The sequence below is a fragment of the Micromonospora sp. NPDC000442 genome, assembly GCF_042898635.1.
Classification (GTDB): domain Bacteria; phylum Actinomycetota; class Actinomycetes; order Mycobacteriales; family Micromonosporaceae; genus Micromonospora.
Map to the genome: position 1 here is coordinate 53,454 of NZ_JBIAYZ010000009.1, position 13,094 is coordinate 66,547.

The window sequence follows — 13,094 nt, forward strand, 5'->3', positions numbered from 1 at the left end:
ACTGTTGTGAAGAAAGAGTCGCTGGTGCTGAATCTTCGGGCGGCCGAGAATCACCTCATGAGCAGCCCGTCGATGACCGAGCCCGCCGCCCCGATCCGGGCCGTCCCCGAGCAGACCGACACCGGGTACGCCCGGCGCGCGGAGCAGCCCCGGTCCTGGCCGATCGTCGCCGCCGCCGGCACCACGGTGCTGCTGTGGGCCTCGGCGTTCGTGGGCATCCGCTTCGCCGGGCACGACTACTCCCCCGGTGCCATGGCGCTGGGCCGCATGGTGGCAGCCTCCGCCGCGCTGAGCGTGTTCGTCGCGTTCACCGCCCGGCTACGGCGCGCCCGAGCGCCGCACGCCGCGACCCGTCGGGACGCCCTGCCCCGTGGTGGGACGTTGGGACTCGTCGCGCTCTGGGGCGTGGCCTGGTTCGGCGGGTACAACGTGGCGCTCAACGCCGCCGAGCGGCTGGTCGACGCCGGCACGGCGGCCCTGCTCGTGGCGGTCGCACCCATCCTGGTCGCGGTGGCAGCGGTGCTCGTCCTGGGCGAGCGGCTCACCGGCCGGCTCGGCGTCGGGGTGGCGGTCGCCTTCGTGGGCGTGGCCCTGATCGCGGCCAGTGGCTTCACCGGGCACGCCGACAAGATCGGCGTCGCGCTGGCGGTGCTCTCCGCCCTGTTGTACGCCTTCGGCGTACTGCTCCAGAAGCGCCTCCTGGCGCGGATGGCCGCGCCGACGATGACCTGGCTCGGCGCGCTGGCCGGGACGGCGGCCCTGCTGCCGTTCGCACCCACCCTGCTGGCAGAACTCGCCGCGGCCCCGGTACCGGCCACCATCGGCGTGCTGTTCCTGGGCGTGTTCCCGACCGCGATCGGCTTCCTCACCTGGGGTTACGTGCTGTCCCGCTGGACGGCGGGGCGCACCACCGCCGCCACCTACCTGGTCCCGCCGGTCACCGTCCTGCTGTCCTGGACGCTGCTGGGCGAGGTGCCGGCTCCACTGGCCCTGCTGGGCGGCGCGCTCTGCCTGACCGGCGTGGTGTTCGCCACGCGCCGCTGACGGGGGTAGCGCCTCGCGCCGCTTGAGGGGCAGCCAACGGTCGGGCGGCGCACGCCGGCCAGGGCCGGCGTGCGCCGCTTCCGACCTGAATGAGCCGCTCAGCTACAGGCGGCACCGTTGAGGGTGAAGCCAGTGGGTGGGGCGTCGTTGCCGCCATGACTGGCCTGGAAGCCGATGGTGACGGAGGCTCCTGGCGGTATGGACGGGTTGTAGCTGACGTTCGTCGCAGTCACCTGACCGCTGGTTGGTGAGTACGTGGCACCCCAGCCAGAGGTGATCGTCTGCCCGGGGGCGAGGGTGAATCGCAGCGACCAGCCGTTGACGGCGCTGGTACCGGTGTTGGTGATGGTGATGTTGTCGACCAGGCCGTTGTTCCACGCGTTGACCGCGTTGGTCACCCGACACGCCCCCGTGGGCGGTTCGGTGGTCGGGCTCGGGGTGGGCGTCGGCGTCGGCGTCGGGGTGGGCGTCGGGGTGGGCGTCGGGGTGGGCGAGGCAGACCCTTCGGTCAGGACGATCGTGGAGATGCTCCGGGCGGGAACGCTCACCGTCGCCTGTCCCCCGCTGACGTTCACCGCCTGCGACTGGGCGCCCGAGGTTCGTGAGGTGACGATGTACTCGGCCGACGAGATGTGCTGCGGCACCTGGACGACGGCGTCGTTGACCGCGTTGTTCGACCGGTTGAGCAGCACCAGCACGACCTTGCCACGGCCACGGTAGGCGGTGACCTCCAGCCCGGAAGCCCGCGAACTCTTCGACAGGGCCACTCGACGGTCACCGGGACGGACGTACTTGGCGTACTGGGCGAACGCCTGGCCACGCTTGAGGACGGCGCCCTTGGTGGTCCCCCACTGCGCGTCACCGTCACCGATGAAGGAGTAGAAGCGGCGGCCGTACCACCAGATGTACGCGCTCCAGTTGGCCTCCATCGACCTGTGCACGGTCCGCATGATGTCGTCGAGGGTCTCGTTCCAGACCGCCGTGTTGCCCGGGTCTCCCCAGATGTTCGAACCGCTGCCGTCGGCCGCGTGCAGATTCCACTCGGTCATCCACTGGTTCTTGCCGTGTTGGGCGGCGAGCGGGTAGGGCGAGAGGTTTCCGCTGTTCTCGGCGTCGTACAGGTGGCCGCCGACGTAGCCGATGTTGTTGCGCGCGGTGGCGTCCTGCAAGGTGGGATCGGAATACTGGCGCGCGAACCGCAGGGATTCGCCGACCATCAGCTGGGTGTCCCTGACCCGGGCACCGTGATCGCGGACGAAGTTCCGCATCTCGGTACCGGTCCAGTCCATCGAGTCGTAGTCGGGGTGCCAGTCCGGCTCATTCTGGACCGAAGTCACGTCGATGGTGACACCCCGGCCCTTCATGAACTGCACGTAGCTGTTCAGGTGCTCCGCATAGTCGTCGTAATAGTCCGTCCGGAGTTTGCCGCCGTTGACCCTGCTGTTGTTCGTCTTGAAGTGGGCGGGCGCGGTCCACGGCGAGGCGAGGATCTTGACGTCGGATCCGTAGGACTTCGCCGTTTGCAGGCTGCTGGCGTACAGACCCCATTCGCTCGACACGGGCGACACCACGGTTCGCACGATCGACAGACCGAGCTGTCCCGGCCCCGTACCGACGAGGGTCTGGGTTTCGCCTGTCGTCCACGGGTCACCGGAACCACCGAAGATCGGAGTCGCGGCCCCGAACCCGTCGATCGTCTGGAAACTCGAAGCGGTGTTGACGGTGATGTCGGGTGTCGCGGCCAGCGAGGGTGGCGCGGTCAGGATTCCCGCCACGGTGACTAGCGAGGTCGCCGCCGCGAGCACGGTGATCGCGACGGCTCCGCGCCGCCGGCGTGACGATGGGATGTTGTCAGGATGGGCAAGCCGCATCGAGCTTCCTCTCTAACAGGAACATCTGATCCCGGCCGTTGCCCTCGGCTCAGGTCATCGCTGCCACTCCCACGCGGCGCATCGACGGTCATCTTGCCAGCACGTCCCAACGCACTGCAATCGTTTGCCGCCCGACCGCCACCGCTCCCCCGCCCGCCTCCCAACTCCGCCCGGCCACGCCAGTCGATCAAGAGCTTTGCGTCCTGGCCACACCGTTCCGGTGACGCAACCCTCTTGGTCGACAGGCTGGCGGCCCTCGCCGCCGAAGCACGGACGTCCGCCGCTCGGCTGCCGGGGCACCGAAGTGGAATGATGGGCCTATCGATCGAGGGCGGTGCCGAGCCGGTCGCGAGGAGTGTCGCGTCGATGAACCTTGACCCTTTGTGGGCCGACCTGACAACGGAGTTGTCGGGCGTCCTCGCGTCGTACCGCTCTCGGGTAGCCGAGTTGGACGTGCAGGAGAAAGCCGACCGCACCCTGCTCACCGAGGCCGACCTCGCGGTCGAAGACATGGTGATCAGCAAGATCCGGGCGGTGGACCCCGAGGCTCGCGTGCTGGCAGAGGAGTCGGGCAGCGGCTCCTGGCGGCCCGGTCGCGACGAGGAACCCGAGCGGATCTGGGTGATCGATCCGATCGACGGCACGGCCGAGTTCGTCGATCCGCGCAGCGTCGAGTTCTGTTCCGTGGTCTGCCTGCTGGAGCGGCGGGAGCCGGTTGCCGCGCTCGTCGTCGCGCCTGAACTGGGAGACGGCGGCACCCCGATCGTGGTGCTCGCCAGGCGGGCCGCCCGGACGATCACGGTCAATGGCAGACCGGCGGCGTACAACAGCGAGCCGGTTCGTGTCGCATCCCTGACCCGCAGCGCCCGATCGGAAGCCCCGCCGCACGAGATCGGCATGGCCGAGGCAGGCTACGCCCTGAAGACGCGGACGACGTCACAGACGCTGGACATGCTGCGTACCGCCCTGGACCTCACTGATCTCGCTACGGATACGCCGCGTTTCGACCTTTTCTACCGCCCTCGGCAGAAGGTCTGGGACGGCCTCGCGGGCTTGTGTCTCGGTGAGATCGTCGGTCTAATGTCCACAGACGTGAATGGGAAACGGCATTTGCCGGTGCCCATGGAAACGCTCGCCCAGCCTGAGCCGACTTTCGCCAGCACCGTCATGGGTCGCCCGGAGGCCGTCAAGTGGTTCGTGGAGCTAGCCCGGGACTCCCCCACCGGAACACCGAAGTCCTCGTAGACGTCACGTCGATCATCAGCGCGGAAGATTTCGTCGTTGCACAGAACCGCGCGACTCGGCCTGACGACCCGTTCGCCCGCCAAGCGTTTGTCGAACTGATCCAATCTCTGATTTTCATGGAACGGGTGTGGGTGGCGCATCCGGTACTCGCCCACCCTTCGGCCGTCGACTTCGGTGCCAGGCCGTACCTCCTCCGGGCGTTGGCCGACGCGGGACTGCTGCATCCTTTGCAACTGACCGACGATGAGATCGATCGGGTGCGCGAGGCCGAGGAAGCGGCGCTGCACGAGTTGCAGAGCTGGCGCGGCAACCAGGTCCTCGGCCAGTTCATCGGGCAAGCTGTCACCTGCGACGATGCCCTGCCTGACTCACGGAACTCGCTGTCGAAGCGCATCCACGGCTGGTGCGCCTTCCAGGCTGCCAACGTACGGGTCGCCGGTCATCACACGGATCGAATCACGACCTCCGACGGGGTCGAGGACGACCCTTTCGGGACCTGGGCACGAGCGGCCTCGATCGTGCTACGTGGCCCGCTGCGGCTGATGGCACCGCCTGGCGAGGAGGTCTACGTCGCGGCGACACTGGCGCGTGGGCTGAAGTATCAGGCGCGTGCGGACGCCACCAGCCTGTCCTATCAGGCCCATCCCGTCCGGCGCGACTTCCTGCTGACCTTCGACCTCTCCACCGAAGGTGCGACGGAAACAGTGGTGCTCGACGTCATCAAGGCCATCCGGGGGATCCACGAGTCCCTCGTAACCGCGGCAGACGACAGCGACACGCATCGCGTACAGCTTCTCGAACTCGAACTTCCGCTGTTGGGCGGCCGTCTCTGGCAGGCCGGCGAGACCGGCCGGCTCGGTGAACGCGACTGGATAGACCTGATCGTCGCCCGGATCGCCGATTACCGGGACAAGGCAGCCGACCTGCGGGCCGCCGTCGCCCGCTGCGTCACTGATGAGGATCATCTCCGCCTCGCACGCGACATCAACGGGGCGAAACGACAGCTCCTGGAACGGCTCGGCCTGCGCCGGGTAGTGCTCTCACCGGTCGAACAGGAGTTGGTCAACGGAGTGGCGTCGGTGACCGAGTCGGTGCCCGGCGTACCCAAGGTCGCCGGCATGTGGATCGGCGCACGGGCGCTCGGCAAACAGGTCTCCGCCACCGGCACCCCGGTGCAGCGTTTCCTCTACAAGGAGTTCTACCGCGCCTGGAAACGCGCCGGTCGCTGACCCAACCCCTCCTGCCCCACCCCACCCCCGACCGCCCGCACCCCACCCCCGCTTGTCGATCATGCAGTTGTGGCACCTCGCAATCCCAGCTGGGCCTCACCGGCGAGAACTGGCGAGCCACGCCACCCTGCGCCTGCGTGTCGCAGAGCGCAGCAAGACCCCGATACCGATACCGGCGACCACACCGATCGCGAGAGTACGACTGCGACCCTCAGCCGAAGGCGGGCGATGCGTCGGGATTGGCGCAGGAGCGGGCGCCGTCCCCGGGGAGGACTCCCTGGCCGTCAGCGCTGCCCGGTCGCATTCGTCGGAAAGAATGGCGACGAATTTCTTTCTCCGGCGCGAGCTGTAGTACGACTGACCGTTGACCTTCCACCACTCGCGCGCCACCGCCGACTCGAACAGCCGGCTCGCCACAACGTGCAGCGTCTCCTCCCGCATCTCCGCGAGATCCCACACCATCGCCCAGTGGCCGACGAACAGGTTGGCGTACACCTTGAGCGGGTTGTCCGGATCGGCGAGAGCCGCGGATCCGTCGACGTAGAGGTACGTGGGGTTGTCGAGGGCCAGTTTGACGATGTCGAACTGCCGCTGCCGAATCGAGTGAAGCTGGCTGATCCGATTCAGACTGCTCTGCATCAACAGGGAGGCCGAGACGCCCGCCAGCGCGAGTCCGGAGAGAACCGCTGAAGTGCCCCCGTACGCCTGGCCCATGTCGGAGAGGTGGCTCCACTGCACAGGCAGGTCCGCCATCCAGGTCATGGCCACCGGTGACAGCCCGATCAGCCCCACCGACAGGGCAACCAGAAGAGGAAACATCATTTTGCGAGCCCAGTGCTTCCACGCCGACAAGCTGGACATGCCACTCCCGATGATCTCCAGACCCGGCTCTCCCATACTTCAGGTTGGAGCAGCCGCGCAAGTTCATCGATGAAGCAGGCGTAAAGATATCCACAGTGTTCAAATGACTGCCCGACTGCACGTCGGTGTTACCGGATCACCAGTTCGCGCCGCCGCCAGCGTCGATGCGGAAGCCGAGAACGAAGGTCCGCCAAGCCGGACGGTCGAAGGCGAGCACCGACCCCGCCGTGTTCTTCGAGTCCCGCACGAGAACCTGGGCGCGAGCAAAGGCCACCTCAACACACTCCTGAGTCAGGGTGCTCCGACTGCTCTTGATCCACACGACTCCGGAATCAGCCATTAGCCGAACCTCCATAGATTTTACTTTTCGACTAGACCACCTACCTGCGAACGACATCGGAGGCGGTGGGAATCGCACCGACTGTGCGAGAAGTTCGGCTGTGAGCACCAGAATCCGTGCACGCGGCTGGTCAGTAGGTGAGGCCGACGAGTATGGCCAGACGCGCCACTCCGGCCGATGCCGGCCGCCCCATGAGCCGCTCGGCACGCTCGCCGGTCCTGTCCAGCAGGTGCGCGGCCTGCCGAGCCCCAACCCAGGCCGACGCAGCCAGGGCTACACTGCCACGAAAAGTGATCGATGCTGCCCAGCGACGGTGCGGCCGGAAAGGGTCCTTCGTCCTGCCGCGCCGTCAGAGCGCCACGATGGCGGCTGTTTCGGGTGGTAGTTCGATGCGGTCGCGCATCACTGTGACGCCGTTACCGGTGGCCAGTAGGACCCGTCGGGCCACCCCGGGCAGGGTCACCCGCTGGGGTTTGCCGGCCACGTTGGCCGCGACCAGGCAGCCACCTCGGCGCATCACCAGGAACTGGTCGCCGTGGCGTAGGTCGAGGGTGTGCAGGCGGGGGTCGGAGAGGTCCGGGCGGGACTTGCGGAGCGCGATCAGGCGACGGTAGAAGTCGTACATCTCGCGGTGTTCGGGCTTGTCCAGCTCGGCCCAGTCGAGCCGGGAGCGGAGGAAGGTCTGCGGGTCCTGCGGGTCCGGCACGTCGCCGGGAGGCCAGCCGTGGGCGGCGAACTCCGCACGACGACCGGAGACGACCGCGGCGGCCAGCTCCGGCTCGGGGTGCGACGTGAAGTACTGCCAGGGTGTGGCGGCGGCCCACTCCTCTCCCATGAACAACATCGGCGTGAAGGGTGCCGTCAGCAGCAGCACCGCCCCCACCCGCAGCAGCGCGGGCGAGAGCGAAGCCGAGAGGCGATCACCGACCGCACGGTTGCCGATCTGGTCGTGGTTTTGCAGGTACGCGACGAAGCGGTGGCCGGAGACCCGCTGCCGGTCCACCGGCCGCCCGTGGTGCCGTTGCCGGAACGACGACCAGGTGCCGGTGTGGAAGAAGCCGCCGGTGAGCACCTCCACCAGGCATTCCATGGTGCCGAAGTCGCCGTAGTAGCCCTGTCGTTCGCCGGTGAGCAGGGTGTGCAGGGCGTGGTGGGCGTCGTCGTTCCACTGGGCGTGCAGGCCGTGGCCGCCGGCCTCCCGGGGGGTGATCAGCCGGGAGTCGTTCAGGTCGGATTCGGCGATCAGGGACAGCGGGCGGCCCAGGTGTGTCGAGAGGTTCTCGACCTCGGCGGCGATCTCCTCCAGCAGGTGCACGGCGCGGGTGTCGGGCATGGCGTGCACGGCGTCCAGCCGCAGCCCGTCCACGTGGTAGTCGCGCAACCACATGAGCACGCTGTCGATGATGAACCGGCGTACCCCGTCGGAGTGCGGGCCGTCCAGGTTGACGGCCTGGCCCCAGGGGGTGTGCCGCTCCCCCACGTAGGGCGCGAACTTCGGCGCGTAGGCCCCGGAGGGCCCGAAATGGTTGTAGACGACGTCGAGGATCACCCCCAGACCGCGCGCGTGGGCGGCGTCCACGAACCGTTTCAGGCCGTCCGGGCCGCCGTAGGGTTCGTGCGGGGCGTACCAGCAGACGCCGTCGTAGCCCCAGTTGTGTTCGCCGTTGAACGCGTTCACCGGCAACAGCTCGATCAGGTCGACGCCCAGGTCGACCAGGTGGTCGAGTTTGCCGATGGCGGCGTCGAAGGTGCCTTCCGGGGTGAAGGTGCCGACGTGCAGCTCGTAGAGAATGCTGCCGGGCAGTTGCCGACCGGTCCAGGAGCCGTCGGTCCATTCGAACGCCGCCTGGTCGTAGATCCTGCTGGGACCGTGCACCCCGGAGGGCTGCCACGCCGACCTCGGGTCGGGCAGCGGCTGGTCGTCGTCGTCGAGCAGGAACGCGTAGTCGGTGCCGGCGTCGGGCACCTCGACCCGCCACCAGCCGTCCCGGCCGGCCCGCATCTCGTGGTCGGCGGCATCGGGCAGGTGCAGCCGGACCCGTTTCGCCTCGGGTGCCCAGACGGTGAACTCGGTCATGACGCAGCCTCCCGGGTCAGGTGGTGGGCACCAGCAGCGCGACGGGATAGGTGGTCAACAGCTCGGCCAAGCGGACCTGAGAGCCACTGTAGACCCGACCGGTGAACAGGCACGACATCTCTTTAACGGGTAGTGACAGGGTGCTGTCCCGCCAGCCGCCGGCCGCGGCCAGGCGCAGCGGCAGCCGGGTGGCCACGGCGACCGCGCCGCCCCGGTCGAAGGCCACCGCATGCCGGGCCGCCGGGCCGTGCACGATGAGCGGCTGGTAGTCGCCGAACAGCTCCGGGTGGTCGCGGCGCGCCCGCAGGGTCCGCGACACCACGAGCAGCTTCGCCGCGCCGGTCTCGTCCACCGTCGGCTGCCAGCCGGCGTCGAGCCGGGCCAGCAGTTCCCGGCGTACGCCGAAGTCGACCGGGCGGCGGTTGTCGGGGTCGACCAGGGAGTTGTCCCACAGCTCGGTGCCCTGGTAGGTGTCGGGCACCCCGGGCATGGCCAGTTGCACCAGCTTCTGCCCGAGCGAGTTCGACCAGCCGGGCGGGGTGATCTCGGCGGCGAAGGCGGCGAGCTCCGCCGTGACGGCCGGGTCGTCGTACATGGCGTCGACCAGGGCGTGCATGGCGCGCTCGAAGGCCGGGTCGGGCTCCGTCCAACTGGTCGAGGCCGCCGCCTCCCGGGCGGCTTTCTCCGCGTACGCGTGCAGGCGTTCGCGCTCGACGGGCCAGGCGCCGACGGCGGTCTGCCACAGCAGGTGCGCCAGGGCGGCGTCGGGCAGTGGCACCGCGGCCATCAGGCGGGTGACCAGTTCGGCCCAGCGCTGCGGCAGCTCGGCGAGGACGGCGAGGCGGGCGCGGACGTCCTCGCCCCGTTTCGTGTCGTGGGTCGACAGGGTGGTCATGCTGGCCGGCCAGCGCTCGTGGCGGGCGGCGGCGAAGCGGTGGAACCGGCCGGGCCGGGTGCCGAAGTGGGTGGGGCTGCCGCCGACCTCGTTGAGCGCGATGAACCGGCTCCACCGGTAGTAGGCGGTGTCCTCGACGCCCTTGGCCATCACCGCGCCGGTGAACTGCGGGAAGCGGCGGGCCAGCTCGTCGTCGGGGTCGCGCAGCCGGCGGGTGACCGCGTCCAACGCGCCGGTCAGGTCGGTGCGGCGGCGGCCGGCCTCGGCGCGGGCGTTGGCCAGGTGCCGGGCCCCGTCGGGCGGGTAGCCACGGTAGACGGCGAAGGCGGCGGCGAGTTCGGCCAGGGCGGCGCGGGCCGCCTCGGGTTCCACGTCGGGGGCGAGCGCGGCCAGCCGGGTCAGCTCGGCGGCCAGCAGGCGGGTGGCGGCACCGAGTTTCGTGTCGTGGGTCAGGTCGGCCCACGAGGTGGCCCGGCCGGCGAGCCGGGTGTCCAGGGCGGTGAAGCCGGCCTCGGCGTCGCCGTCGACGAAGAGCCCGCCGACGGCGCCCAGTGCGTCGTAGCCGGTGGTGCCGTCGACCGGCCAGGCCGGCAACTCCTCGCCGTACTCCAGGATCTTCTCCACGATCAGCCAGACGTCACCGGCCGCGGCGCGCAACCGGGACAGGTAGCCGGCGGGGTCGCGCAGCCCGTCGGGGTGGTCGACCCGGATGCCGTCGACCTCGCCGGCCGCCGCCCAGGCCAGGATCAGCTCGTGGGTGGCGGCGAAGACGTCCGGATCCTCCACCCGCAGCCCGGCCAGGCTGGAGACGGCGAAGAACCGGCGGTACGTCAGTTCGGCGTCGCCGCGTCGCCAGGACACCAGCTCGTAGTGCTGCCGGTCGTGCACCTCCCGGGCGCTGCCGTCGCCGGTGCCGTCGGCGATCGGGAAGCGGTGCTCGTGGTAGCGCAGTTCCCCGTCGGCGAGCTTGAGGTCGTCGAGCGCGTCGGGGGTGTCGGCGAGGATCGGCAGCAACAGCCGACCCCGCTGCCAGTCGATGTCGAACCAGCCGGCGTACGCCGAGTCCCGCCCCCGGCGCAGCACGTCCCACCAGGCCGGGTTGGCCGCCGGCACGGCCACCCCCGCGTGGTTGGGGACGATGTCCACGACCAGGCCGAGGCCGGCGTCCCGCAGCGCCCGCAGCAGCCGCTGCCGACCGGCCTCGCCGCCGATCTCCGGGTTGACCTGCCGGTGGTCGACCACGTCGTAGCCGTGTGCGCTGCCCGGGGCGGCGGCCAGCAGCGGCGCGCTGTAGAGGTGGGTGACGCCGAGGTCGGCGAGGTAGCCGGCGAGGCCGGCGACGGCGTCCAGGTCGAAGCCGGGGCGCACCTGCACCCGGTAGGTGGCGACGACAGGCTTCGCGGGCATGTCAGGCCATCCTCTCCAGCACCACCAGGGAACGGTCCGGTACGCAGAGCGTGCCGCCGGCCTCCACCGTGGTGCCCTTGTCCTGGTCCGGTTCGGCGGTGCTGATCACCAGTTCCCAGCGCTGGCCGAACTCGGCCGCCGGGAGGGTGAAGTCCAACGGCGCGTCGTGGGCGTTGAAGCAGAGCCAGAACGAGTCGTCGTGGTGGCGTTGGCCGTACTGGCCGCGTTCGCGGATGCCCTCACCGTTGACGAAGAGCGCCACCGAGCGACCGAAGTCGTTACCCCAGTCCTCGCCGGTCATCTCCCGCCCGTCGGGGGTGTACCAGGCCAGGTCGGGCAGCGGCTCGTCGATTTCGCGGCCGTGCACCGGCAGGCCGCTGAAGAACCGGCGACGCTGGAACACCTGGTGCTGGCGGCGGAACTCGACCACCCGGCGGGTGAAGTCGAGCAACTCGGTGTCGGCGTTTTCCCAGTCGATCCAGGCCAGTTCGCTGTCCTGGCAGTAGGCGTTGTTGTTGCCCCGCTGGGTGCGACCCAACTCGTCGCCGTGGCCGATCATCGGTACGCCCTGTGAGAGCAGCAGGGTGGCGATGAAGTTGCGGCGCTGCCGGGCACGCAGGGCGCGTACGCCGGGGTCGTCGGTGTCGCCCTCGACGCCGCAGTTCCAGGAGCGGTTGTGGCTCTCGCCGTCGCGGTTGTCCTCGCCGTTGGCCTCGTTGTGCTTGTCGTTGTACGACACCAGGTCGTTGAGGGTGAACCCGTCGTGGCAGGTGACGAAGTTGATGCTGTGGAAGGGGCGGCGGCCGTCGTCCTGGTAGAGGTCGGCGGAGCCGGAGATGCGGGAGGCGAACTCGGCGAGGGTGGCCGGCTCACCGCGCCAGAAGTCGCGGACCGTGTCCCGGTACTTGCCGTTCCACTCGGTCCACTGCGGCGGGAAGTTGCCGACCTGGTAGCCGCCGGGGCCGACGTCCCACGGTTCGGCGATCAGCTTCACCCGGCTGACCACCGGGTCCTGCTGCACCACCTCGAAGAAGGTGGAGAGCCGGTCCACCTCGTAGAACTCGCGGGCCAGGGTGGCGGCCAGGTCGAAGCGGAAGCCGTCGACGTGCATCTCGGTCACCCAGTACCGCAACGAATCCATGATCAGCTGCAGGGAGTGGGGACTGCGGACGTTGAGGCTGTTGCCGGTGCCGGTGTAGTCCACGTAGTAGCGTCGGTCATCCTCGGAGAGCCGGTAGTAGCTTGGGTTGTCGACCCCCTTGAAGCTCAGCGTGGGGCCCAGGTGGTTGCCCTCGGCGGTGTGGTTGTAGACCACGTCGAGGATCACCTCGATACCGGCGGCGTGCAGCGCCTTGACCATGCCCCGGAACTCCTGCACCTGCTGGCCGAGGTGCCCCAGGGCCGAGTACGCGTGGTGCGGGGCGAAGAAGCCGATGGTGTTGTAACCCCAGTAGTTGCGCAGCCCCAGGTCGGTCAGGCGGTGATCGTTGACGAACTGGTGCACCGGCATCAGTTCGATGGCGGTGATGCCGAGCCGGGTCAGGTGCTCGATCATCGGGGGCGAGGCGATGCCGGCGTACGTGCCGCGCAGCTCCTCGGGGATGCCGGGCAGCCGCATGGTGAGGCCACGGACGTGGGCCTCGTAGATGACCGAGTGGTGGTAGGGGATGCGCGGCGGCGCGTCGTTGCCCCAGTCGAAGTACGGGTTCACCACCACCGACTTCGGCATGAACGGCGCCGAGTCGTCGGTGTTGATCCGCTCGGGCTCACCGTGGGTGTAGTCGTAGACCGCCGGATCCCACCGCACGTCACCGTCGATGGCCTTGGCGTACGGGTCGATGAGCAGCTTGGCCGGGTTGCAGCGCAGTCCGTTGGCCGGGTCGTACGGGCCGTGCACCCGGTAGCCGTACCGCTGGCCCGGCCCGATGCCCGGGATGTACGCGTGCCAGACGTACGCGTCGACCTCCCGCAGCTCGACCCGGCGCTCGTGGCCCACGTCCCACTCGTCGAAGAGGCAGAGTTCGATCTTCTCCGCCACCTCGGAGAAGACCGCGAAGTTGGTGCCCATCCCGTCGTAGGTGGCGCCGAGGGGATACCGCTCGCCCGGCCAGACCTGCATGTCGCT

General features: G+C 69.2%; 9 protein-coding genes and 1 pseudogene. 3 read left to right on the forward strand and 7 right to left on the reverse strand.

What is annotated here, in order from left to right:
- Positions 1 to 57: 57 nt before the first annotated feature.
- Positions 58 to 1,044: a DMT family transporter gene (locus ACFY2A_RS16370; RefSeq protein ID WP_387172378.1), complete on the forward strand. Its 987-nt coding sequence runs from the start codon at positions 58 to 60 to the stop codon at positions 1,042 to 1,044.
- Positions 1,045 to 1,142: 98 nt separating this feature from the next.
- Here the strand turns inward: ACFY2A_RS16370 and ACFY2A_RS16375 are convergent, their stop codons facing one another.
- Both ACFY2A_RS16375 and ACFY2A_RS16380 read right to left on the reverse strand, forming a co-directional pair.
- Positions 1,143 to 2,093 carry a cellulose binding domain-containing protein gene (locus ACFY2A_RS16375; protein ID WP_387172758.1) on the reverse strand — a complete coding sequence of 317 codons (951 nt, stop codon included), beginning with the start codon at positions 2,091 to 2,093 and terminating at the stop codon, positions 1,143 to 1,145.
- A 63-nt stretch (positions 2,094 to 2,156) separates the two neighbouring features.
- A pseudogene (locus ACFY2A_RS16380) lies at positions 2,157 to 2,915 on the reverse strand (cellulose-binding protein); the annotation flags it as partial.
- A 234-nt stretch (positions 2,916 to 3,149) separates the two neighbouring features.
- Between ACFY2A_RS16380 and ACFY2A_RS16385 the strand changes: the two are divergent.
- A complete protein-coding gene (locus tag ACFY2A_RS16385; protein WP_387172380.1) occupies positions 3,150 to 4,160 on the forward strand; it encodes an inositol monophosphatase family protein in 1,011 nt (336 codons plus the stop codon).
- 116 nt (positions 4,161 to 4,276) lie between these two features.
- Positions 4,277 to 5,389 carry a hypothetical protein gene (locus ACFY2A_RS16390; protein WP_387172382.1) on the forward strand — a complete coding sequence of 371 codons (1,113 nt, stop codon included), beginning with the start codon at positions 4,277 to 4,279 and terminating at the stop codon, positions 5,387 to 5,389.
- 96 nt (positions 5,390 to 5,485) lie between these two features.
- Here ACFY2A_RS16390 and ACFY2A_RS16395 read toward each other — a convergent pair whose 3' ends face one another.
- The 5 genes from ACFY2A_RS16395 to glgX form a co-directional block, all read right to left on the reverse strand.
- Positions 5,486 to 6,250 carry a DUF6082 family protein gene (locus tag ACFY2A_RS16395; RefSeq protein ID WP_387172384.1) on the reverse strand — a complete coding sequence of 255 codons (765 nt, stop codon included), beginning with the start codon at positions 6,248 to 6,250 and terminating at the stop codon, positions 5,486 to 5,488.
- A 136-nt stretch (positions 6,251 to 6,386) separates the two neighbouring features.
- Positions 6,387 to 6,590: a DUF397 domain-containing protein gene (locus ACFY2A_RS16400; RefSeq protein ID WP_387172387.1), complete on the reverse strand. Its 204-nt coding sequence runs from the start codon at positions 6,588 to 6,590 to the stop codon at positions 6,387 to 6,389.
- A gap of 349 nt (positions 6,591 to 6,939) precedes the next feature.
- A complete protein-coding gene (gene treZ / locus ACFY2A_RS16405) occupies positions 6,940 to 8,667 on the reverse strand; it encodes a malto-oligosyltrehalose trehalohydrolase (protein WP_387172389.1) in 1,728 nt (575 codons plus the stop codon).
- Positions 8,668 to 8,683: 16 nt separating this feature from the next.
- Positions 8,684 to 10,969 (reverse strand): malto-oligosyltrehalose synthase, encoded by a 2,286-nt coding sequence (gene treY, locus ACFY2A_RS16410; protein WP_387172391.1) that lies wholly within the window; start codon positions 10,967 to 10,969, stop codon positions 8,684 to 8,686.
- A gap of 1 nt (position 10,970) precedes the next feature.
- Positions 10,971 to 13,088 carry a glycogen debranching protein GlgX gene (glgX, locus tag ACFY2A_RS16415; RefSeq protein ID WP_387172392.1) on the reverse strand — a complete coding sequence of 706 codons (2,118 nt, stop codon included), beginning with the start codon at positions 13,086 to 13,088 and terminating at the stop codon, positions 10,971 to 10,973.
- Between the last annotated feature and the right edge of the window lie 6 nt (positions 13,089 to 13,094).